The organism is Acidiphilium acidophilum, from assembly GCF_033842475.1.
Classification (GTDB): Bacteria; Pseudomonadota; Alphaproteobacteria; order Acetobacterales; family Acetobacteraceae; genus Acidiphilium; species Acidiphilium acidophilum.
In genome coordinates, this window is the sequence record NZ_JAWXYB010000018.1 from 2,025,417 (window position 1) to 2,048,138 (window position 22,722).

Genomic DNA, 22,722 nt, shown 5'->3' on the forward strand with positions numbered 1-22,722 from the left:
GATCAGAATATTAAACTGTTCACTCCCTTTGGAGGATGTTCCCGATGAGCCAGGCCGCCGCGCGCTTCAACGATCCGCTGATCCACCATTGGATGCCATTCACGGCGAACAAGCAGTTTCAGGATGCGCCGCGGATCATCGCGCGTGCCGAAGGGGTGCATTACTGGAACACCGCCGGGGACAAGCTGCTCGATTCGGTCTCGGGCCTCTATACCACGCCGGCCGGGCACGGGCGGCGCGAAATCCGCGAGGCGGTGACGCGGCAGCTTGAGGAACTCGATTACGCCCCCCCGTTCCAGTTCGGAGTACCGGGCACCTTCCGCCTCGCGCATGAACTGGCGCAGATGCTGCCGGCCGGGTTGAACCGGGTTTTCTTTGCCGGATCGGGATCGGAAGCGGTGGAATCGGCCCTGAAGGTCGCGATCCAGTATCATCGCGTGCGCGGACAAGGCCAGCGGCAGCGTTTCGTCGGGCGGGCGCGCGGCTATCACGGCGTGAATTTCGCTGGCTGGTCGGTCGGCGGCATGGTCAAGAACCGCGATGCGTTCGGCCTCGGCCTGCCGGGTGTCTCGCACATGCGCCACACCCATATCGAACCCAACCGCTTCGTCATGGGACAGGGCGATCATGGCGGAGTCGATCTGGCGGACGACCTGCAGCGCATGGTCGATCTGCATGGCGGTGACACGATCGCAGCCTGCATCGTCGAGCCGATCGCCGGGTCCACCGGCGTTCTGGTGCCGCCGAAGGGCTACCTCGAACGTCTGCGGGCGATCTGCGACCAGCATGGTATCCTGCTGATTTTCGACGAGGTGATCTGCGGCTTCGGGCGCACCGGTCACCCCTTCGCCGCCGATGCATTCGGCGTGACGCCCGACCTGATGACGATGGCCAAGGCCATCACCAACGGCAATATTCCCATGGCGGCCATCGCGATCCGCCAGGATATCCAGCAGGCGATCCTCGATGCGGCAGGCCCTGATGCGATCGAGTTCTTCCACGGCTACACCTATTCGGGCCACCCGGTCGCGTGCGCGGCGGCATTGGCGACGCTGAAAATCTATCGCGATGACGATCTGTTCGCCCGCGGCGCGGCCCTCGTGCCGAAATTCCTCGAACGGATCGCGAGCCTGCGCGATATCCCGATCGTCACCGACACGCGCGGTTTCGGCCTGCTCGGCGCGGTCGATCTCGCGACCGACGGTGCCCCCGGCAAGCGCGGGTTTGCCGTGCTGCGGCGCGCCTTCGAAAGCGGGCTGGTCCTCCGCGTCGCCTCGGATACCGTGATCCTCTCGCCGATGTTCATCACGACCGATGACCAGCTCGACGAGATGTTCACGCTGCTGCGAAAGATCCTAGCCGCGGTTTAACGCCGCCCCGCGAAATCGAGCCCCCTCCCCTCACCGCCATCCTGCGGCGCGAGGGCGGGGGTCACATGGTTTGAGACTGCAACGGCGCGGCGACGCTGGCGGGTTCGGGCTTCCAGTCGCGGAAGAAGGCGCGGCCAATCGATCCTGCGAGTTCGCTGAGCTGGATCTGGACCCGGTCGAGATAATCGTGAAGATCACCATCGAGAACCTCGCTCATCGGGCGTTCGAGCAGGAATTCCCGGAGGTATTCCGCCTGTTCGATCGGCCCGCTGGTGTGAGGAAGGTGGTGAATCCGGCGCAGCTCGTCGAGATGGTATTCGGCGCGCCGGACCGAAAGGCAGACCGAGCGGGGGAATGACGGGTCGCGCAGCAGAAATCCGGCGACGTCCTCCGCCGAGAACTCGGCACGGGCGAGGCGCTTGAAGGCATGATAGCCCGCTGCGGCGCGCAGCACCGCGTTCCACATGGTCAGTTCGGTGACCCGCCGGGCTTCGCGGTCGCGCGGCACCAGCAGGCGATATTTGATGTCGAGCAGCCGCGTGGTCTGATCGGCGCGTTCCACCAGCCGGCCAAGCTGGTAGAATTGCCAGCCCTGATCGCGATACATCGTGCCTTCGGTGATGCCGGTATGGGTCTGCACCGACTCCTTGATTTTGGTGCAGAGGCGCGAAAGCCGGTCGCCATCGAGATCGCCGGTATCGATCCGCATGACGAAACGATGAAACACGTTGATCTGGCGCCACATCTCGGTGCTGATCAGCGGGCGCAGCGTGCGCGCGTTGGTCCGCGCGTTATCGAGACAGAACGGGATGCCGGTCGGGTTGGTCGGATCGAGCAGATAGAGCCGCTTGACCGCATCCGGATCGCTGGCGGCGTCGTAGCTTTCGAACTTGTCCTGATCGGACATGATCGCGACCAGCGCGGTCCAGGATTCCGCCTCGCGACCGGGGCTTTCGAAGCTTTGCACCACATCGATCAGGCGGGCGAGGTTTTCGACCCGTTCGAGATAGCGGGCCATCCAGAACAGGCCTTCGGCGTCGCGGGCGAGCAGAACCGGTTCGACGCGCATGCTCAGTTCCCCCCTGCCAGAACCCAGGTATCCTTCGAGCCGCCGCCCTGTGACGAGTTGACGATGAGCGAGCCGCGCTTCATCGCGACACGGGTGAGGCCGCCGGGCAGAACCCAGCTGTCGCGACCGGTCACGACGAAGGGCCGCAGATCGAGATGGCGCGGGCCGATGCCTTCCTCGGCGAGGGTGGGTGCGACGGAAAGTGCGATCATCGGCTGGCTGATCCATTGAGCGGGATCGTCGAGAATGGCGGCGCGCGCCGATTCCAGTTCGGCCTTGCTGGCACGCGGGCCGATGGTGATGCCGTAGCCGCCGGATTCGCCGACCGGCTTGATCACCAGTTCGTGCAGATGTTCGAGCGTATAGGCGAGGCCTTCGGGTTCGCGACAGATATTGGTCTGGACATTCTCGATGATGGGCTCCTCACCAAGATAATAGCGAATGATCCGCGGCATGTAGGCATAGACCGCCTTGTCGTCGGCGACACCGGTACCGACCGCGTTGGCCAGCGCCACATTGCCGGCACGCCAGGCCCGGATGAGACCCGGAACGCCGAGCATGCTTTCCGGGCGGAACACTTCCGGGTCGAGGAAATCGTCGTTCAGGCGGCGATAGATGGTGTGGACCCGGCAGAGACCGGTGGTGGTGCGCATATAGACCCGGTCGTTCTCGACGGTCAGATCCGAGCCCTGAACCAACGGCACGCCCATTTCGCGGGCGAGGAACACATGTTCGAAATAAGCGGAATTATAAATGCCGGGCGAGAGCAGGACGACCTGCGGGTCCGGTACCTCGCCGGGGGCGATTTCGGTCATCGCGGCACGGAGGCGACGCCCGTAATCATCGACCGGGCGGAGTTTGACGCCGGACATCAGGTCCGGAAACGCACGGAGCATGAGGTGGCGGTTCTCGATGACGTAGGAGACGCCGGAGGGGGTACGGGCGTTGTCTTCGAGGATGCGAAAATCGCCGGCTTCGTCGCGGATGATGTCGATGCCGCAGACATGAACATAGGTGCCGTGGCGGACTGCGAAATCGCGCATCTCGGGGCGGAAGTTCGCGTTGCCGAACACCAGATCGGCGGGGATGATGCCGTCGCGGATGATTTTCGCATCATGGTAGATGTCGTGCAGGAACGCGTTGAGCGCGGTGACCCGCTGGATCGCGCCGGTTTCGATGGTGCGCCATTCGGACGGCGTGATGATGCGGGGGATGCAGTCGAACGGCAGGATGCGGTCGATCGCGGTGGCATCCGAATAGACGGTGAAGGTGATGCCGAGATCGATCAGGTCGGTTTCGGCAAGGGTGGCACGGGCGCGCAGGGCCTCGACGCCGATGCGGGCGAGGCGGGCGCGGACCAGTTCGGGAACCCCCTGATCGTCACCCCGCTCGCGGGTCAGTTCACAGAAATACGGATGGGGCGCGTAGTCTGCGAAAATCGCCGCTTGTTCGTGGTCCATTATCGATCCTTATCCGGTTCATGCATGTTTGTCGCACCGCCGCCGCGATGCAACAAGAAAATGATCTCACGCCGTGCGACTGCGGTTATCGGATCGGGTTCAGCGCGCTCTCGCATCGAACCCGCCGGGGTGTTATGCGGGGGGATGCACGGACGCGACGCCATCGGCGGCCTGATCGACGCGAAGGGCCATATCAGGACGGCGTGGCGGCCGGTGGTCGATGCCATGCAGGTGATCGGGGCGAGCGAATTCGCGGCACGGGCGGCAGCGCTGGACCGGCGGACGCGGTTCGATCAGCCGAGCGGGGCCGGAACAGCGCCACGGCTCGACCCGATACCGGTGCCGCTGATGGATTACGAATTCGCAGCGCTTGCCGCGGGGCTCGTGGAGCGGGCGACGTTCCTCGGCACGCTGCTCGATGATATCTACGGCGCCCAGACCAGCATCGCCGATGATCTGATTCCGGTATCGGCTCTGTTCGGCGCGCCCGATTTCGTGCGGCAGCTGGCGCGGCAGCCGGGCTTTCGTGGCCAGCGCCTGAGTTTCTATGCGGTGGACCTCGCTCGCGACCCCGCCACCGGCCGGTTCGGGGTGTTGCGCGACCATACCGATCAAGCCCGCGGCCTGGGGCTGGCCATGTCGATCCGCCGCTCGGTGGCGGAGGTCATGCCGGAATTGTTCGGCAAGGTGACGCTGGCGAGCCAGCGGCCGGTGATCGAAAGCCTGCAGGATTGGCTGCATGACGAGGCGGGGGGCGGACCGATCGGGCTGATTGCGGGCAGCGATGCCGATTTCGCCGATGCCCGGCTTCTGGCACGGCAGATCGGAGCGCTGGTCCTCCGCCCCGATGATCTGTCATGCGCCGGCGGCACTCTGCGGCTGCGCACCCTGGCGGGGTCGCTGCCGGTGAGCCTCCTGTTGCGAATGGCCCTGAGCGGTGGAATCGATCCCCTGGAGCAGGGCGGTGCGCCGGCCCACGGGATCGCCGGATTGTTCCGGGTCCTGCGCAGCAATAGCGGCACGATGCTCAACGCGCCCGGCAGCGGCGTGCTCGGCGACGACCGGCTGAGACCGTTCCTCGACATAATATATGAGCGTTGGCACGGCACGCTGCCGCAGTTGCGCCCGGTCGCGCCACCGTCCGGGCTCGATGCGGAGCAGGCCCCCGTTGCCGGGTCCGCGAATTTCGATTTCGCGACCATCAGCCACCGGTTGTTCGCAATCCGGATCGGCGCGGTATGGCGGGTGCTGCCCGGCGGGCTGGGGTTCGCCCGGCGCGCCGACGGCCAGGAAGTGGTCAAGGATATCTGGGTGATCGATTCGGGCGAAACCGATCACGGTACCGCAAGCCCGCCGAACCGAAGTGTGGTCCGCGCAGCGGGACGGATCGCAACCGAACTGCCGAGCCGCCTCGCCGACGACCTTCTCTGGCTCGGGCGCATGGTCGAACGGCTCGACGCCGCAGCACGGCTGCTGCGGCTGGCGCTCCCGCGATTTATCGATGCGAGCAGCCTTCCGCACGAAGTGGCGCAGCGGGCGATGCTGGCCTCGTGCCTCATCAAGGCGCGATTATTGCCGGATGAAACCACCGGCCCGTTTCTCTCGGCGCGGCGGCTGCATCAGACGCTGGACAAGGAACGTCCGCTGAGCGAGCTGATCGGCGAGGTTCGCCGGTTGCTCGACCATTGCGGCGAACGCTTCAGTACATCGATGCGGGAGCTGGTGCATGCAGCGCTCGACCGGATACCCTCTCAGCCGGACAGCGATCCCGCCGCGCACACCGCGTGCCTCGGCTTCGTCGCCGTATTCAACGGCGTCATCGCCGAGGATGCCTCGCGCAGCGGCGGCTTCGTGTTTCTCGAAATCGGACGGCGACTTGAGCGAGCCGAAGCCCTCGCCGAGACGCTGGGGATTCTCCTCGATGGCACGGTCGATCGCCTCGATCCCGGCCTCTCGCTCGCCATCGAGCTTGCGGATGCGCAATTGAGCTACGAATTCCTCCATGCCGGCCCGATTTCGCCCATTCCGGCGATCGAACTGCTGATCGGCGCGGTCGATTACCCCCGCAGTCTGGCCTTCCAGCTCGATGCGCTCGCGGTCGCGTTGCGGCGGATCGGGGCCGAAGACCAGGCGGTCAGTGCGTCACGGCTGACGCGCGGCTTGCAAGGGCTGGCTCTCTCACTGGCGAAGGGACGCGGCGGCCCCGAAGCGATCGGCACCCAGCTCGAATCGACGCATGCGGCGGTCGAGGCTCTGGCTGCGGAACTCGTGGCGCGCTATTTCGCACCGATCCCGCCGGCTCACCGGATGGATGCCGAGGCCGGGTGACGCTTCAGCCCCGTCATGCGATCAGGCGCGTTGCGAAAAGCATGAACACCCCGGCAAGGAGCAGCGGCAGCGAGGACGGCTCGGGTACCGGGACCACGGGCGGTGATGCGGGCGGGACATCGGGTGGCGTGTTTCGAACCACGGGAGGCACGATCGCGGTCACCGGAACGAGCAGAGCAGGCGGCACTCCATTGAACTGCGGCGTTCCGACGATCGATCCTCCCGGCGCATCCGCGAGAGGAATGCCCGCAAGTGCGGCATCGCCGAGCGAACGAATGACACTCCCGTAGGTTGCAGGCGTCATGGGCACCACCGGTGCGACCCAGACCTGATGACAACCGCAGGGCAATTGGGGCATCGGTGGCTTTTGCGCGGTGAGCATCGACAGCGCCGCCCCGGCCCCGATCGTTACAACGGCAGCAGGAACCGCCGCCACAATCGGATGGCTGAGAACGACACCACGGCAAGCCTGCGCACAGCGAATGATCCACATACGAAACCGTCTTACGGTCTGAGTTAACGTCCTGCAAGCAAAATAGTTAGTTGCAGGATCGCGTCAATCAACCCAGAGGTGTAAACCGGTGGCTGCTACAGGGAATAGGCCGCTATGCAATTTTTCCAGACACAATCTCAGGTTACAATGCGCCGTGAGAACCGGTTAGAACCCGATCCCGCACGGCGCGAAACATCACCGCCTGAAGTTGCTCACGACGATGGGGCGGAAATGGACGCCGTGGCGGCGCATTTTGAACCGGAGATACGCGTAGCCGCCGAGTCCCGCGATTATCAGCAACGGAATGGTAAAAATCGCCAGCCAGAACGCGATCGCCGCGAAGCCGAGCAAAATGGCGAAGGCGACGACACGGGCAAAAATAACCCCGAGTGTCGGCCCGGCTATGGGCTCCCGCGCGAACTCGCCAGACGGAGTCATATCGATGATCGGTCCACTTGTCGTTTTCATGCCGTGACTCTGGTACTGTCGGGCAGACAGAGCAAGTTAAATCAGCAACGATCCGGTGAAGACTTGGCAACCCGCCGGCCATCGCGCCCACATCTGCGCCTCTGCTCACGACATCGAAACATCGCCGGTGCCGCCAACGCCCCGCTTGCGCACAAAAAAATGGTGCTGTCAGAGGGAATTGAACCCTCGACCTCCTCATTACCAATTAGATGATATGGGTGTTTCAGGATGATGCCCTATGTTTCAGACTGTCCATTGCACTGAAGTTTTCTCTTGCTTTTAGCGAAAATACCTCCTAATTATAGGCCCGGATTGTTCCAGATTATTTCCTCCTATCGGAACAAACATGATGCCCCAATGATGCCCCGGATCGGAGAAACCGAAATGAAATCCCGAATCACAGACACGGCGATAACAGCGGCGGTTAGGAAGGCTACCGAGACCGGCCAACGCATTGAAATTGCTGATGCTGCGCTTCGCGGCCTGCGCTTGAGGGTCACGCCGACAGGCTCCAAGGTCTGGATATTGGGAGCACGCGATGCTGCTGGCGCGCCTCGCCGGTTCACGATCGGCCATCACCCGGCAATAGGAATAGCGGACGCACGCGACGCTGCGCGGAAACTCCGGGAGCGCGTGAGGGAGGGGTTTGACCCTATAGACGACGCTCGCCAGCGCCGCGCCGAGGCGGAGGCTGCGAGAGAGAACGTCAATACCCTCTCGGACCTGATCGCGCACTACGGCGCAAAGCAAGGTGGCAAGCTGAAATCTTGGCCGGAATATCAGGGTGCAATCCGCCGCGTGTTCGGCCCCTTGCTGCCCATGCCCCTGAGCAGGGTGACGATCGGTAGTTTGCAGATGGCGGCGGATCGATACCAGGCGCAGCAGCAGGCCGCGAGCGCGGTTCGGTGCATCCGTCCACTGCTGAAATGGGCGAGCGCACCGGGACGCAAATACGTCACTGCCGACCTCGCCGATATCCGTGTTCCGGCGACCATCGTGAAGCGGGACCGGGTGCTGACCGATGATGAGTTGCGGCGCATCCTGCCGGTGCTGAGGGCCGATAACCGCCCGTTTGCAGCCTGTATGCGGTTTTTGCTCTTGACCTGTGCTCGACGCGACGAAGCGGCATATGCCAAATGGGGGGATATTGATTTCCGGGCAGCAACATGGCTGATCCAAGACACGAAAAACAAGCGCCCGCACCTCGTTCCGCTATCTCGCCAAGCCATCGACCTCGTTGCCTCAATTCGGCCAGATGACGTGGCGGCGGATGCGCTGATCTTTGCGACTTGCACTGGCAAACCATTGGGAAATTGGGACAAGAGCACCAAGCAACTATTCACCGCAACGGGCACCACGGGCTGGACCCGCCACGATCTACGCCGCACCGCCGCAACGAAAATGGGGAAGCTGGGCGTCGCACCCCACGTCATCGAAAGCGCTCTGAACCACGCCAGCGTTCATTCCCCTCTTGCATCGGTTTACAACACCGCTCGGTATGAGGCCGATGTGGCGAAGGCACTGCAACTATTGGCCGACGCCCTCGACGGCATCGAACAGGGCGGCGCACAAATCGTGCCTATGCGAGCATGACCGACGCAGTAAAGGTGGCGCTCGCCCGCTTCAATCAGCATCATGACCCGTTATTCGACAAGATTATTGACGGCGTTCTACGTCAATTTTCAGATCAGCATGGCGCGGCTAAGAGTCAACGCGAGTATTACGAAATGCGGGCATTGGAAGCGGAAGATGCCACGCACGAGGTGAGGCATATATGGCGGAAAGACCCGGAACTACGAAAGCGATTGCTAGACAAAGCCAAGAGCATAAGAAACATCAGGCATCGGCGCTACTCTGAGGATCAGTGGCGCACCGCCATACTGGGTCTAGGGATTGCTTACACGAGAGGAATGTATTTGCCTCCTGGCCGATCTGGCGGGGAGGTAAAACCGGACGGCCTCAGGAATCCCCCCATTTTCCATAGGTCCAGGTATTGCGCCGATTCGCTGCGATTCTCTACCAAGCGTTGGAATGCATGGATGAGGGTGGATCATGGGAATTGCAGCATCGAAAAAGCGTGATGGTGGGCGGTTGAAGGACATCCGCGCATTCATTGACGAGTTGTATGCCCACGATCTCCACGCCAAACGCGTTGACTCCCTGTCTGCTGCGACACTGGGCGTGATGACCGGCGCGTCGCTCGCCGTCGCGATGATCGGTCAGGCGTTGGCACAGGCGCGCGGGCTGGTGACCAAGCACGCGATCAAGCAGGTTGATCGCATGCTCAGTAACGAGAGTATCGACGTCTGGGAAAGCTTCGCCCGTTGGGTACCGCATCTGGTGGGTTCGCAGACCGACATCGTCGTTGCCATGGACTGGACGGATTTCGACGGCGACGATCAGGCAACGTTGGCGCTCAACCTGGTGAGCAAGCATGGCCGGGCGATGCCTCTGTTGTGGCTGTCGATGTGGAAAGAGGAATTGAAAGATCAGCGCAACGCCATCGAGGATACTTGCCTGCGCCGCCTGTCGGAGGTTGTCCCGCCCGGCTGCCGCGTGACCATCCTGGCCGACCGCGGCTTCGGTGACCACAAGCTGTTCGCGTATCTTACGGAGCTTGGCTTTGCCTATATCATTCGCTTCCGCGGCAACATCCATGTCACCGATGCCGCAGGCGAGACGCGAACCGCGGCGGACTGGGTCGGCAAATCGGGCCGGGCGCGCAAACTGCGTGGTGCGCGCGTCACCGCCTCGCACGCCTATCAGGTCGGTGCCGTGGTGTGCGTACATGCGCGTGACATGAAGGAGCCGTGGTGCCTGGCGAGCAGTGACGCCGTGGCGTCTGCAGGGACATTGATCAAGCAATATTCCCGGCGCTGGACGATCGAACCCAGCTTCAGGGACGTCAAGGATTTGCGTTTTGGGATGGGGATGGCTGAGATCCGCATCGCCGAACCAGAGCGGCGCGATCGGCTGCTGCTCATCAGCGCGTTTGCGATGGCGCTGCTGACCATGCTCGGGACGGCAGGCGAGAGCCTGGGAATGGATCGACAGCTCAAGTCCAACACTTCGAAGACCCGCTCACACTCGTTGTTCCGTCAGGGGTGCATGCTCTATGAATTGATCCCGAACATGCCGAAGCACCGGCTACTGCCCCTGATGCGGCGGTTCACGGAAATGCTGCGCAGCAGCGGCATATTCGGCAATTCCATGCCGGCTACGTAATGAGGGGATGAGTGAGCCGGACGGCGACAGTTTTACTGCTATGGTAAATCTGTTCAAAGCTATAATGGACCCTCATCGGAGCGATATCGACCGAGTTCTGCGAGATGTATTGGCGGATAACTCCGCAATATTTTTGGAAATACTTGACCGTGTTCAGTTCCCTGAGCGGTTCCCTGAGCCCGCGTGGGGGTTTCCTCGGAATAGCTGGATACCAGAATAGTTCGATACCGACACGAACAGCGGGAAAAGTCCCTTTTTTTCCCTGACGTTCCTGAATAATTTGGCTCCATCGACAACACAGAGATGGAGTTCATCAATGTCTACCGCGCCATTACAAGTAAATACGGCCATCTACCAGCAGCCCATCACCGCGACCATTAAGGGCGTGAGAGAACTGACCGGGTGGACGCATAGTGAATGTTACCGCCGACTGGCCGCTGGCGATATCAAGGCGGTGAAGCAAGGGCGGCGGACCTATGTTATTGTTTCGTCCGTTCGCGAATACTTGGAAAACCGGCCCGTCGCGACCTTTAATCGCAAAACCGCGTAAAAAAACCCCGCCGGCATGGACACCAGCGGGGTTAATCGGAATAGCCTATCATCACCGAAATTGTGATAGCAGTTACCGATTACTTTTGCAAGGTTTCTAAACCGGTTTCTCGAAAGAGACCGCTATGACCTACATCCACCCTACCGACCCGAACGACGAGCCGCCAGCGTGGCTGGATGTGCCGGACGACGCATACGAGGCCGATGCCCCGGAGGCGCTGGCCGGGGCGGACGAAAGCGCCCTCGACAAGCCGCTTGCCGTCACGTTTTTCGCGGACGCTTTCGCCAAGACAAAGAGCGAAACAGAGATTTCGCTTCGTGATCTAGTCGAGCGGGTGCGGGATACCACGGCCCCGACGAAGGGCGGACTCCCCTGGCTCAAACTGGCACGGTTCGGTGATCAGCGCACAACACCAAAACCGCCCGCGACAATCGGCTCGCTGCGCCATAACGCAAACGTCTTGGCGATCACCGGCATCGAAGCGGACTATGACGGCGAACAGATTGCGGTCGATGACGCCATCGAATCCCTCGCGATGCGCGGCATAGCGGCCATGGTCTACACATCACCCAGCCACACGCCCGATACGCCAAGGTGGCGGGCTTTGGCTCCCCTCTCGCGTGAACTGCCCCCGGACCAGCGTAGCCGCCTCCTGGCGCGGTTAAACGGCGCGCTAGGTGGCGTCCTGAGCGGGGAAAGCTTCGCGCTTTCGCAATCTTATTTTTACGGCAGCGTCAATCGCTCGCCATCACATGAGGTTCATCTAGTTGAAGGCCAGTTCATCGATTTGCTCGACGAACTCGACGAAGGCGCGATCAACAAACCCGTCAAATCATCGGCGCCCCCAGCCGACGCGCCGCGCACCACGCCGTCAGAGCGGATCAATGATCGGCGCATGTCCGCCTTCATCGACACCTTGCTCGCCAATGTCCGCACCGCCCCCGATGGCACCAAGCATCACACGGTTTTGCGTAACGCGAAATCTCTTGGCGGGGTGCAGCACCAAGCAAAATTCACGGATGGCGAGGCGGTCGATTGGATCGTCAAGGCGCTCGAAGATGGCGGCGGTGATGTGCAGGATTGGAGTGCGGCGCGCAAGACGGCGCAAGATGGCCTAAAGGCGGGCCGCGCGTCGCCTCTCGACCTTGGCCCGGATCGACCGAGGCCGGAATATCAGGCCGATGTAAGCGCCATCATCAACAAGGCGCGGGCTGCGCATGAGGCATACCACGCCGATGATCCGGGGCCGGATGCCAAAGCCGAGACGGATGGCGCGAAGCAATCGGAACAGTCCACGCAAGACGATCGGAGCACCGCCGTAAACATGCTTTGCGCACAGGCATGGCTCGACATGGATATCGCCCCGCCAGACCGCCTTCTCGGAGATTTGCTGACTACAACGAGCCGCATATTCCTTGTTGGCCGCACCGGCCTCGGGAAAACTCTGTTTAGCATGGCGCTTGCCGCAGGCATCGCTTCGGGAACAGGCTTTCTTCACTGGAAATCGTATCGAAAAGCAAAGGTTTTAGTAATCGACGGCGAGATGCCCGCTGAACTCATTCAGGTTCGGTTGCGGGAGGCGATGCGCCGCGCAAACGGAACGATACCACTAGAAAATCTAATGCTGTACGGGCGCGATATAGATGACCGTTTGGCATCCGCCATCCCCAGCATCGGTAAAATGCAGCCTCTCAACACCGAAGCCGGAGCCAAATGGGTTGCGAACCTGATTGATGTGATCGGGGGGGTTGATGTCGTTATCTTCGACAACGTGATGAGCTTGCTTATCGGCGATCAGAAAGACGAACTCGCCTGGAACGCCACCCTTCCTCTGGTCCAATTTCTCACAAACAACCAGATCGGCCAAGTCTGGATGGACCACACCGGCCACGCAACTGACCGCCAATATGGTTCAAGTACTAAAGCCTGGCGCTTTGATGCGGTAGGCATAATGAGTGCTTTACCCGAGGCCGATCTGGCGGACGGCGAAGTCGGGTTTAATCTCAGTTTCGACCACCCAGGCAAAGCCCGCAGGCGCACCCCCGCAAACTGGAGGGACTTCGAGACGGTGAAGATCACGCTGTCTGATGATCAGTGGCGGGGGGCTCTGCCCACGCAGGCCAGCGTCAAAGCCGGTAAGCTCGTCGGCAAAATCAAAGACTATTATGACGCGTTCAACGACGCCCTCTCGATCACAGAGACGCCCGGCAGCACCACGAAATCAGTTTGGTTCGGTGAATGTGTGCGCGTCGGCCTCGCCGAAGCAATCCATCCCGATGACGATTTTAAGGCGAAAGACGCCAAGCAGCGCAACTTTAGGGCGCACATGAGCAAGCTCAAGGCGATGAAATTAATCGGCATCGACGGGGAAATCGTCCACGATTTGAGGGTAAAAAAGTGCTCGTAAACCGTAACAAAGCTCCGTTAGTATGGCTGTATCGCAACTGTATCGCAATTCTAAGCCACGCTAACAATTTTCGCTTTTTCGCAATCCTCGCAATCCTCGCAACTGGCTCGCAACCGCCCGCAACTGGCTCGCAACTGGCTCGCAATTGCGAGTTTGCACATACCCTCGCAACCACGCAACGCGCATCTATAGATGCGCGTAGTTGCGAGAGTGCCGGGGGCGTTGCGGGGATGGTGAGGTGGGTGATGAAGAGAACCCCAGATCACCTCACACTGATCGGTGTGGGGGGCGTCACCTCCCCCCTACACCACGCATACGACAACCGGATTACGCATTGGGTAGTAGCCCCGCACGTCACCCCGCCACCAACCCCAAAATACTTCGATATCGAATAGTTCGGCATCGAACGATTATCCCCTGCAACCTTAACCTGATTGGAACCTATGCGATGAAACGTGAACAGTTCGAAGAGGCAGTGAAGCAACTGAACTTCGACAACGGCGGATTTCGGTCTGCCCTGATCGACGTATGCGACACTGCTGCAATCGCCCGCAAATGGCTGCTCGATCACTACGACACCCACACCGCATCCGATGCAATCGCCCTGACTGCCTTGGTGGTCGCCCAGCGCACCCGCGTTCAAGGAGCCGGGGCATGAGCGCTTTAACCTTTGGCGGTCCAGGCGAGATGGATGCGATCGAGTTTGCGTATGATCCAGAAAATGCGGACATCGCGGGCATTTTTTCCGGCTCTGGATGGATGGATGCCTTCCTCGAAGGCGGCGTCTCATTCAAGACGGCTGACGGGGCGATTGATTACCCGCTGCTGGAATCGTGGTGCGATTACATGGGCATCCCGTACCAAGAACTGATCGGAGCCCGGTCATGAGCACCTCCCCCCTCCGTCTCGCCCTCCACGACGCCGCCGATCAAGTTTGTGACAAGCTCGACCGGATGGATCGCAAACTTGATATGATCTTGGAGAATCAGGCCGAAGCCGCCGCCGCTGATCGGGCCGAACTCAATGGCCTCCACGCACCGAAGCCAGCAAAGCCCCGCACAAACGGCCATGCAGGAGGCCGGTCGTGAGCGCCGCACAGGGTGGCAGGCCCTGCTCGGTGTGCGCCCGGGCGGATCGTCTCTTGATCGAGTGTGAGGTGATCGAGACCGGATTGAGTGCGACTGCGGCAAAGTACAAAATACCGAAATCGAGTTTGAGCCGGCATCAGAGTAACCACGTCCGGATCGACACCGGCTTTGCCCTCGCAGAGCCGCCACCGATCGCCGCAGAGCCGCCCCCAGCCCCGCCTGCACTGATCCACCTCCAAGCCCCGGCAACCCCGCCAGCGCCCTCCACGCACCGTCGCTTGTCCCGCTGGCAAGACACTGATCCCCCATCACCGGGCGCTCGGTGCCAGCGGTGCGGCGGCGCTTCGTGGTGGAGCGCTAGCAGCGGCTGGTCCTGCTCGCGCTGCCATCCGTCGCACCACCTCCAAAGCCATCAAAAACGGGAGATTTGCACGTGATCGACTACATGCAGTGGTCCGGCGCGCTGGAACTGATCGCCAACCGCATCGGTGAACTTGATGACGCCGCCTTGCTGGCAGCCGTCGATGCCGTATCCGCCGCCATGATCTTTCCCGGCGCGCCGGAGATCGGGGGACTACTGGATGCGCTCGGGCTCGCGCCGGGGTCTGATCTGTCGCTAACCCGAAATCTAGAGCGCGACCCAGAGCGCGTGGATCACCTACATATGATAGGAGACTGGCTGCTGCGAGAGGTGGGCTGGCGGTTTTATGCCGCCCGCAAGCGGGAGATTGCGGCGCTGGCGGCGGCGTCGTGCGCTGGAAGTGCGTAGGCGGGGGGCGGATGGGGAACCCCAAGCCGCCCCGCCCTTTGCTACTCCGCCCGGATGCGCTGCACCAAGGCCATCGGATCGTTGCCGTAATCGACGACAATGTTACGATCGCCGCACAGCATGAATGTTGGCCCCGAATGATGCAGGGAAGCATAGCCGTATTTCGAACGCGATTTGTATAACCGGAACCCGCGTTTAATAGCTGCACGGCGAGCGCGTTGTTCTACTGATTTTGTATTCACGATTAAACACCCAAATGAATCTAGCGTCACAATTGACGTAGCATCTGATGTGATGTGATGTGATGTGCGGATGGTTTTGTTTCCACAACCTAAAGAACGGCATTGCTTTTTTAGTCTATTTCGCCTGCCCCGTGAAGTTCGAACACCTTAGCGTCGAAATCACGTTTTCGTGAACGCCTCCCCCGCCATGTCCTGCGTTGTCCCTCAATGTCGCGCATTGTTCCTCGTTGTGCAGTATTGGTGCGATGCGTGACTGTGCTGCCGGTGACAGAATACTTGTATTACCTCGAAGGTTGTAATACATACAGGGAATGGCACAGACAAAAACACTGATTAGCGTCCGGCTCGACAACCAACTCCTTAGGGAGATGGACGGGATTGCGAAGGCAACAAAGCAAAGCCGAAGCTGGCAGCTTGAACAGGCGGTCGGTTTCTGGCTCGCGAGCAATCGCCCGGTAAACGCGGCTGGCTTCGCAGTCGGGCACGACTTCGGTGACGATGAAAAGGCCGATCAAACACTCGCCCGCATCTTGAACGTGACTGTCGAGCAACTCGAAGCCGCCCGCGCCGAAGCGATGAACCCCGAAAACCCCAGCCCGAAAGACACGCAACGATGAATACCTCCGAAATCGCCCGAATGATGCATAACCTCAAAAAGTCCAGTCAGGCGCTCCGCGAATCCGAACAGGCGCTCGATGTCTGGTCTGGCGCGCCTTTGCCATCAGGCCCCAGCTACGGCCCACCACAATCCGCATCTGGTGGTGGCGCTGCCCGCATGATCGGCGATTACTCGAACCCGGCTCCGCAGCATGGCGCGACCGCGACGGTCGAACAGCTTTCGCGCGATCTGGGCTCGGTGCTCGTGACGATGCGTGGCATGGAGCAGTCGCAAAAAGCCTTGCAGGATATTGTGGTTTCGCTGATCGCCGCCAAGGCGAAGGCCGACGCCGAAGCCGATGACGACGACGACGACGACGACGACGATCTGCGCGACGCCGCCCGGCGCGAAAAAGCCAGGGCACGGCTCCGCAAGGCCGCCAAATCGGGCAACACCGAACAGGCGCTGAAAAGTGTGGATGTCCTGCTCGGCTCCATCGCCGTCATCAATTCGGATGTCAAAACGATGATGGCCGATCTAACACGGCTTGCCACATCAGGTGGGCGTCAGATGGGCGGTGTCGCCGTGCAAAAATCCGACTTTTCTGCGGTCGATCAGGGTGGCATCCTGGTCCGTGATCGCTTTACCGGCGAGGTGCGTAACAGCAACGATATTACCCCCACCATCCGGCGCGTTGTCGCCAAAAGCGGCGCAATCTTCGAGAGCGTTGCCAAATCGGTTGCGATGCTCACCGAACCCACTGATCGGGAGCGCGGTGCGACGATTTTGCGGATGATCGAAAGCGGACGCATCGACGATCGCCACATCTGCGTCGCAACCGAAGCGGCAAACGGCACTGTCCGCACCGCCCTCGCTCCACTGTTCGCCTAACGGTTTGTTACCAGTTCGGCGGGTTGCAGCATACCGCCGATACGCCGCCGCCAGAGGGTCCGTGATTTCATCAATCTGGCGGCGGCACCCCTCACCAACATATAGGAGCCGCACGACATGCCCACGATTAACCTGAACGGCGCGGGCGGCGGCAAGGGCGGCAATGGCGGCTCCGGTGGCAAGCAGTCGGCGGTAGCGCGGGCGTGGCAGAATTTAATCGAGAACCCATCGGTATCGAGCGCGGCTGATTTCCGCATTGCGTGGCAGAACAGCCCGGTGGCCGATCAGATTTTCCACATGGGCCGCGCGTCGAGTTCGCCGGGGTCGAAGGATAAGTTCGCGGCGGCGATCAAGGCGTTGCGATCTGTCCCTACATCGTCGGGGCCGCAGGGGATTCCGCGCCTGACGTATCAGCCGATGACGCCACGCTTGAACGCGATGCACAAGGTCTACGCGGGCCAGGTGGGGACGTTCGGGCGCGGGACGATCACCATAGATCAGGCAGGCGTCGCCTATCCGCACAAGGGCGGCTTGCCGGCGCGCATCCCCGGCACTGGCTTTACGATGGTCGGTGGTGGTGGTGGACGTGGAGGTGGTGCAAACTTCTACTCCGGTGCTGGTGGGACATACCCCGAGCGTGGCGGCGTGCCGGCGCTTTACAATCAGAGCCGGGCGCTCGTTCCGACGAAGCGGATTGAAACCGCGCTGGTAAAAATCGAGCGTGCGACGGAATCCAGCGCCCGGACGGACAAGGTTATCGCGGGCAAGCTGGCCGGTGGCGGTGGGTATTCCGGCAATTACGACAAGCCGGACTACAGCGCGGCCTACGACATCCCCGGCACGCTGGCGGGGCAACGGGCAGCGGCACGGAAGGCGGGGGTGCGCTATCGAGCACCCACATCGAACTACGGCAGGCACACCAGCCGCCTCGCCGCCGCCCTTGGAGGGGGAGCCGGGGGGCAGCTTCTCGCGCGGGCAGCACATGGTGGCGGAGCCGGTATCGGGGGTCTGGTCGGCGGCGCGATCGGCGGCCTGATCGGGTCGGCGGCTGGCGGCATCGGGGCAGTGCCCGGCGCACTGGTCGGGGCTGATCTGGGCGCACTTGCGTCGAAGGCGGCTGGCGCTGTCGTTCGGGCACCGCAGGACTACGCCCGGTTCCTCGCCTCCGAACAGAAAGGCGCGGCACCTGTCATCGCCATGAAGAAATTGGCGGCTGGTCTTGGCCGCGCGGGGCACTACAGCCGCCATGCGCTCACTCATGATCTGTGGAAACGCGGCAATATCCCCCACGCATGGCAATCGACGCTGGGCCTGACGCCTCAATCGAGCGCGGCCCTCCTGCAACAAACGGGCGTTGTCCCGTCATCGCCATACGCGGCCCGGCGCATCATCGAGGGCAGCCGGATCGGTGCGTTTATGCCGGATGCAGGCGGGCTACCTAGCGGCGCTTGGCAGGGAGCAGTCGCATCGGGAATCCATGCCGGATACGTCCAGCCGGGGGTGAAGGGCGAGATGGGGCTTGCGACGCAGCTTGCCCCGGCGCTCGGCGCGGCAAACAGGATGGGCGCATCGTCGCTGCAAATCTTGTCGAGCATGAACCGGAGCCTTGCGGCTCTTGCGGCGCGGGGTGGCACCGTGAACGCTGGCGGGGTGGGCTCGATCTTTGCCCGCGCCCTCGGAACCGGCTTGCCGGGTGGCCGCAACGGCTCGCTGGCAGGTGGCGCGATCGACTCGGTTACAAAAACGCTCAATAGCGTGGGTAAGGACGCGGTATCGACGTTGATCCTGTCGCAGTGGACAAAGAAGAACGCGACTTCGATGAAGTCGTTGCAGGCCGGGATGCACCATTTATCGCCGGGCTTGTTCTCGGGAGAGATGAAAACAGCAGCCGGGCGCAAGATGCTCAAAGACGCCGTGGTCGAAGACAAGGCGGGCAATCCGCTTTTTGCGACGGCGATAATGATGCAGATTCTAAGGTCGCACCCCAACGCCGCAGGGGCGATATTTCGGCATGGCGCGATCGGAATGGCGGGCGTCGCCAACGAACCCGGCGCACTCGGACGGGCAAACCGGCTTGTTTACGGAGCCTTCGCGACGGGCGGCGCGTTAACTCCGGGAAGTATGAGCAAAGAACTGGTGATGGAAGGAAAAATACCCTACGCCGATGGCAAGTATTCCGGCAGCGTCGGACAAATGCTGCATAACCGGATATTGCTGGCACATCCCAACTACAAAGCATCGCGCGACACGATGTATCGCAAGCAACTTGCGTCGATGGGCTACAAGCCGGGCGATATCAACCGCATGATTGCGGCAGGAAAAGCAACAGGCCGCTCGCCGCTCGAACTGGCTGTTCTGAACAAAACTGAGGGCGGTCGATACTCCCTGTCAAAGACAAGCGGCGTCGGTAACGGCGGGGGTGCGTTCCAGATGGAGCCCGGCACAAAGGCGGCGATGGGCAATCTGCATGGGCGGTATGGGCAGGCAGAGATGGCTGGCCGTTACCTTGATCGACTGCACCGTTTGCACCCAAACGCCAGCCCCGCCAAGTTGATGGGGTATTACGAAAGCGGTCCGGCAGGAAACCCACACGATCGCGATTGGGAGGTGGCGGGTGGCGCGTTGAACCGGATATTGCCGGCCCGCACATTGCGGAACCAGAGCGCAACCGGGCAGGCCGGGATGGCCGGCGGATCGGATGCATTCACGATCTGGAATGAAAAGGTCGTTCACTCGGCCACGCTGATGAACACCCTGGATACCGCCGTGAACAAACTGACAGGCTCGTTTCAAAAAATGAACAAAACCACGCCAGCAACCCCGGCTCCGCGAGCCCGGCCTGGACTTTGAAGGAGCACACCATGACGAAACCGATCACGAAACAAAAACGCACGGCAGCCCCCTACGAGCTAAACATGGACGTTGTGCCGCCGTTCGATCCCGGGAAGCGCGTTGGCCGTGCCCCAGCCCTTACGCCGCAGCGCGCCACGATCCTGTTCGACTATCTGCGTCGCGGTCACAGTCGCAACAGCGCGTGCGCGGCAGCAGGGATCAGTGTTTCGGTCTTCGGGAAATGGATCAGGGATTCCCGCGAACCTGATGCAGATGAATGGAAAATTGCCTTCGCCGCCGAAGTCGCAGCAGCGGATGGCAAGGCAGAAGAAAACATCCTCGGCGTCATCTTGGACGATATCTCGGCGGGTGGGGTGGAGAGCGCGAAATGGTGGCTCGAACGGCGGCGGCGCGAGGATTATGGGGTCAAAACCCATCTGATCAACGAAACGGTGGAGGCGAAGCCCGATCCAGCGTTCCAGGCCAAGATCGAACGCGCAAAGGATGCAGCGAGCATCCAGCGCGAGATCGTGCTCATGCTGAACCGTGAGCCGGACAAAGCGAAATGGCCGCCCGACTTGCGAGCGGCCTATGAACGCATGGTCAATCCGAAGTCGCTGACGATCGAGGGTGGTTGATCAGTGAGCGCGACGAAACCCGGCCTACAGCCGCACCCGAGTGACGCCGAAGCCCTGCTCGAACTGCACCAGATCGCGGAGGATCGGTTTGCCCGGCCCTCTCACAGAGTGGAGGCGCGGCGCATCCTCAAAGCCTACGCTAGCGCCACGTGCCGCCAGCACCAGCGCGACGCCCTCGCCGGGGTGGAGGTGGAGAAGGAGCCGCTGCCCGCGAACGCGGTGATGCCCGATATCAGGGATGAGGCGCGCGATTGGCCGTGGGCGTAAGGGGGCTTCAAGTTATAAAGACCCTTGGTTCGTCCGCGACATCGAAAGCCTATTGGAGACGCCCCCAAATCTGGGGACGTCCAATAAATCAATGGGTTACGACGTGGCGGAGGTGTTTGAAAAGCGGCACGACAACATTGTCCGCGACATCGAAAGCCTGTTGGAGCCCCCCTCAAATCTGAGGGCAGCCAATAAATCAATGGGTTACGACGTGGCGGAGTTGTTTGAAAAGCGGCACGATCACGTGATGCAGAGCATTGGCGCTTTATTGGAGCCCACCCAAGATTTTGGGGCGGCCAATAAATCAACGGGGACAGGTCAACGCAATTCTGCGTTCATTAATGATTCCAAGGGTTTACCAGCCACCTCAAATCTGAGGAGACCCAGCGCAATTTTGCGCCGTTCAAAATCAAGGCCTTAAGCAAGGGTGTCGGAGTTAACGACACCCTCTAAGGCTGTGCGCCCCCCGCACACCCTCTAAGGGTCCTCAGACTGTGCGGACCCATCCGAGCGCGCCCTGTTCACGCAGCGCCGCAAAGAGGCTTACGAGGCGCTGCATCCGGAGACGCGGAATGGCGGGGATCGTCGCGGACCAGATTGCCAAATTGGCGAACTGAAAAATGCCGACCGCTTCACCGCCGACACCGCAACCCGCACCGGCCAGTCCGAACGCGCCGTTCAGCGCGACGCCCATCGAGGCTCCAGGATCAGTGCGGATGTCCTGTCAGAGATCAAGGGGACCGAACTCGATAAGGGACCAAGGGCTTGACACCAAGCGCCGCCCACGGCAGCATCAGACCCGGAGCTTGAACTCTCCTAAGCGATAGCGGTCCGCACCGATACAGCGGATTCCGCTCATACATCCGGGGGCATCATGCGTATGTCCAATGGGGCAACCCTAAAGGCATGATGGCCCGTCTATCGCCGGGTGTTCAACCCCCGGAGTCGCGCGGCTTGAACACCGACGCTCTCCGGCAATATGGAAGCGATAGGAGCCCGCGATGCAGCCCGCACGCGATACGACAAACACATCACCGAACCTCGCCACAATCCGCGACACCCTCGACCGGCAAGTGTCCGAACTCCGCGCACTGACCGCTTCGCCGGGGGAACGGGCTTGGCTGGCACAGATCGCGACGCAGGCGATTGAGCGTGGGCTGGGAGGGGTGCAGCCATGAACCGCCGCAAGACCCTCGCTGGCCTCGCCGCTGGCACCGCCGCCGCGATCATGGCACCGATCACCGCCCACGCCAGCAACGCCGATGCCGAACTCATCGCCTTGTGCGCCAAGTTCGACGCGAACGAACGGCGCTATCTTTCTTACTACTCGGGTGGCGAGAACGAGATCACCGACGACGATGAGCGGGATGCGGTTGCCTTCCCCATACAGGATCAGCAACACGCCCTTGCCGAACAGATCACTGCCCATCGCATCACCACCCTCGCCGGATTTGTGGCCGTAGCGCGAAGCCTCGGTCTATGGGATTCGCAGATCGGTGAACCCGACGAACACGGTTGCATCAACGAGCAGCTTGTCTCGATGCTGGTACGGGATGCGAGGGCAATCTCATGACCCGGAACTCAATTCCCGCCGAACTCTTCGACGTTCTGGGCCAGATCGGCGAGATCGCCAGCATCATGCAGGATATCTCGGCGCGGGAGATCAGCGAAAACAAGCCGATCGCCGGCACCGCCATCGACATGCTCGCCCGCCTGATCGCCAGCCACGTCGAGCGCGGCATGGAGTTTACACCGGACAGGGCAGTCAGTGCGACCGATCCGAAACCCGACGACTACACCGCCCGGGCGGATTCAGCGTGGCCCGGCGGTCTGGATTTGCGGGGCCTACATGGCGCGCTGTCCGGGGTGGTCACCTGCCTGTGCGGCCTCCAAGACATGGCATCTGGCGTCGATCTGGATGGCGATGCGTTCGAGCCCTTGCTTACCACACTGACCCCTTGGCGCGATCGGACACTTGCGGCGCGGGATATTCTCGAACACGAGTGAGTGACCGGCCCGATCCGGGA

General features: G+C 61.6%; 24 protein-coding genes. 19 read left to right on the plus strand and 5 right to left on the minus strand.

Features of this window, described 5'->3' with window-relative positions; genetic code table 11:
* Window positions 1-44: 44 nt before the first annotated feature.
* Window positions 45-1,370, plus strand: a complete 1,326-nt coding sequence (locus tag SIL87_RS12295; RefSeq protein ID WP_319614467.1) for an aspartate aminotransferase family protein — start codon at window positions 45-47, stop codon at window positions 1,368-1,370.
* Between the two features lie 61 nt (window positions 1,371-1,431).
* Here the strand turns inward: SIL87_RS12295 and SIL87_RS12300 are convergent, their stop codons facing one another.
* Window positions 1,432-2,439 carry an alpha-E domain-containing protein gene (locus SIL87_RS12300; protein ID WP_319614468.1) on the minus strand — a complete coding sequence of 336 codons (1,008 nt, stop codon included), beginning with the start codon at window positions 2,437-2,439 and terminating at the stop codon, window positions 1,432-1,434.
* A gap of 2 nt (window positions 2,440-2,441) precedes the next feature.
* On the minus strand, window positions 2,442-3,899 hold the full coding sequence (locus SIL87_RS12305) for a circularly permuted type 2 ATP-grasp protein (RefSeq protein ID WP_319614469.1): 1,458 nt from the start codon (window positions 3,897-3,899) through the stop codon (window positions 2,442-2,444).
* A 144-nt stretch (window positions 3,900-4,043) separates the two neighbouring features.
* Between SIL87_RS12305 and SIL87_RS12310 the strand changes: the two genes are divergently transcribed.
* Window positions 4,044-6,227 carry a circularly permuted type 2 ATP-grasp protein gene (locus tag SIL87_RS12310; RefSeq protein WP_319614470.1) on the plus strand — a complete coding sequence of 728 codons (2,184 nt, stop codon included), beginning with the start codon at window positions 4,044-4,046 and terminating at the stop codon, window positions 6,225-6,227.
* 13 nt (window positions 6,228-6,240) lie between these two features.
* Here SIL87_RS12310 and SIL87_RS12315 read toward each other — a convergent pair whose 3' ends face one another.
* Both SIL87_RS12315 and SIL87_RS12320 read right to left on the minus strand, forming a co-directional pair.
* Complete coding sequence (locus SIL87_RS12315; RefSeq protein ID WP_319614471.1) at window positions 6,241-6,531, minus strand: PEP-CTERM sorting domain-containing protein; 291 nt, start codon at window positions 6,529-6,531, stop codon at window positions 6,241-6,243.
* 384 nt (window positions 6,532-6,915) lie between these two features.
* A complete protein-coding gene (locus tag SIL87_RS12320) occupies window positions 6,916-7,188 on the minus strand; it encodes a hypothetical protein (RefSeq protein WP_319614472.1) in 273 nt (90 codons plus the stop codon).
* Window positions 7,189-7,545: 357 nt separating this feature from the next.
* On the opposite strand from SIL87_RS12320, the gene SIL87_RS12325 reads away from it, so the two are divergent.
* The 14 genes from SIL87_RS12325 to SIL87_RS12390 all read left to right on the plus strand — a co-directional run bounded on the left by SIL87_RS12325 (window position 7,546) and on the right by SIL87_RS12390 (window position 21,116).
* Window positions 7,546-8,781, plus strand: coding sequence for a tyrosine-type recombinase/integrase (locus SIL87_RS12325; protein ID WP_319614473.1), 1,236 nt, complete (start codon window positions 7,546-7,548; stop codon window positions 8,779-8,781).
* 459 nt (window positions 8,782-9,240) lie between these two features.
* Entirely contained in the window at window positions 9,241-10,413 is a 1,173-nt protein-coding gene (locus SIL87_RS12330) for an IS4 family transposase (protein ID WP_319612376.1), read from the plus strand.
* Window positions 10,414-10,729: 316 nt separating this feature from the next.
* Window positions 10,730-10,963 carry a hypothetical protein gene (locus tag SIL87_RS12335; protein ID WP_319614474.1) on the plus strand — a complete coding sequence of 78 codons (234 nt, stop codon included), beginning with the start codon at window positions 10,730-10,732 and terminating at the stop codon, window positions 10,961-10,963.
* A gap of 124 nt (window positions 10,964-11,087) precedes the next feature.
* Window positions 11,088-13,370 (plus strand): AAA family ATPase, encoded by a 2,283-nt coding sequence (locus SIL87_RS12340; protein ID WP_319614475.1) that lies wholly within the window; start codon window positions 11,088-11,090, stop codon window positions 13,368-13,370.
* 448 nt (window positions 13,371-13,818) lie between these two features.
* Entirely contained in the window at window positions 13,819-14,028 is a 210-nt protein-coding gene (locus tag SIL87_RS12345) for a hypothetical protein (protein ID WP_319614476.1), read from the plus strand.
* Window positions 14,025-14,258: a hypothetical protein gene (locus tag SIL87_RS12350; protein ID WP_319614477.1), complete on the plus strand. Its 234-nt coding sequence runs from the start codon at window positions 14,025-14,027 to the stop codon at window positions 14,256-14,258. The genes SIL87_RS12345 and SIL87_RS12350 overlap by 4 nt, the downstream gene beginning before the upstream one ends.
* A complete protein-coding gene (locus SIL87_RS12355) occupies window positions 14,255-14,458 on the plus strand; it encodes a hypothetical protein (RefSeq protein ID WP_319614478.1) in 204 nt (67 codons plus the stop codon). The genes SIL87_RS12350 and SIL87_RS12355 overlap by 4 nt, the downstream gene beginning before the upstream one ends.
* A 433-nt stretch (window positions 14,459-14,891) precedes the next feature.
* Window positions 14,892-15,227: a hypothetical protein gene (locus tag SIL87_RS12360; protein ID WP_319614479.1), complete on the plus strand. Its 336-nt coding sequence runs from the start codon at window positions 14,892-14,894 to the stop codon at window positions 15,225-15,227.
* 553 nt (window positions 15,228-15,780) lie between these two features.
* A complete protein-coding gene (locus SIL87_RS12365; RefSeq protein ID WP_319614480.1) occupies window positions 15,781-16,086 on the plus strand; it encodes a ribbon-helix-helix protein, CopG family in 306 nt (101 codons plus the stop codon).
* Window positions 16,083-16,958: a hypothetical protein gene (locus tag SIL87_RS12370; protein ID WP_319614481.1), complete on the plus strand. Its 876-nt coding sequence runs from the start codon at window positions 16,083-16,085 to the stop codon at window positions 16,956-16,958. The genes SIL87_RS12365 and SIL87_RS12370 overlap by 4 nt, the downstream gene beginning before the upstream one ends.
* A gap of 429 nt (window positions 16,959-17,387) precedes the next feature.
* Complete coding sequence (locus tag SIL87_RS12375; RefSeq protein WP_319614482.1) at window positions 17,388-19,808, plus strand: hypothetical protein; 2,421 nt, start codon at window positions 17,388-17,390, stop codon at window positions 19,806-19,808.
* An 11-nt stretch (window positions 19,809-19,819) separates the two neighbouring features.
* Entirely contained in the window at window positions 19,820-20,428 is a 609-nt protein-coding gene (locus tag SIL87_RS12380; RefSeq protein WP_319614483.1) for a hypothetical protein, read from the plus strand.
* A gap of 3 nt (window positions 20,429-20,431) precedes the next feature.
* A complete protein-coding gene (locus tag SIL87_RS12385; protein WP_319614484.1) occupies window positions 20,432-20,695 on the plus strand; it encodes a hypothetical protein in 264 nt (87 codons plus the stop codon).
* Entirely contained in the window at window positions 20,667-21,116 is a 450-nt protein-coding gene (locus SIL87_RS12390) for a hypothetical protein (RefSeq protein WP_319614485.1), read from the plus strand. Before SIL87_RS12385 ends, SIL87_RS12390 begins: the two co-directional genes overlap by 29 nt.
* A gap of 66 nt (window positions 21,117-21,182) precedes the next feature.
* On the opposite strand, the gene SIL87_RS12395 is transcribed toward SIL87_RS12390, so the two are convergent.
* Complete coding sequence (locus SIL87_RS12395; RefSeq protein ID WP_319614486.1) at window positions 21,183-21,389, minus strand: hypothetical protein; 207 nt, start codon at window positions 21,387-21,389, stop codon at window positions 21,183-21,185.
* A gap of 307 nt (window positions 21,390-21,696) precedes the next feature.
* Between SIL87_RS12395 and SIL87_RS12400 the strand changes: the two genes are divergently transcribed.
* The 3 genes from SIL87_RS12400 to SIL87_RS12410 are packed head-to-tail and all read left to right on the plus strand — an operon-like array spanning window position 21,697 to window position 22,702.
* Window positions 21,697-21,873 (plus strand): hypothetical protein, encoded by a 177-nt coding sequence (locus SIL87_RS12400; protein WP_319614487.1) that lies wholly within the window; start codon window positions 21,697-21,699, stop codon window positions 21,871-21,873.
* Window positions 21,870-22,268 carry a hypothetical protein gene (locus SIL87_RS12405; protein ID WP_319614488.1) on the plus strand — a complete coding sequence of 133 codons (399 nt, stop codon included), beginning with the start codon at window positions 21,870-21,872 and terminating at the stop codon, window positions 22,266-22,268. The genes SIL87_RS12400 and SIL87_RS12405 overlap by 4 nt, the downstream gene beginning before the upstream one ends.
* Window positions 22,265-22,702: a hypothetical protein gene (locus tag SIL87_RS12410; RefSeq protein WP_319614489.1), complete on the plus strand. Its 438-nt coding sequence runs from the start codon at window positions 22,265-22,267 to the stop codon at window positions 22,700-22,702. The genes SIL87_RS12405 and SIL87_RS12410 overlap by 4 nt, the downstream gene beginning before the upstream one ends.
* Window positions 22,703-22,722 lie beyond the last annotated feature (20 nt).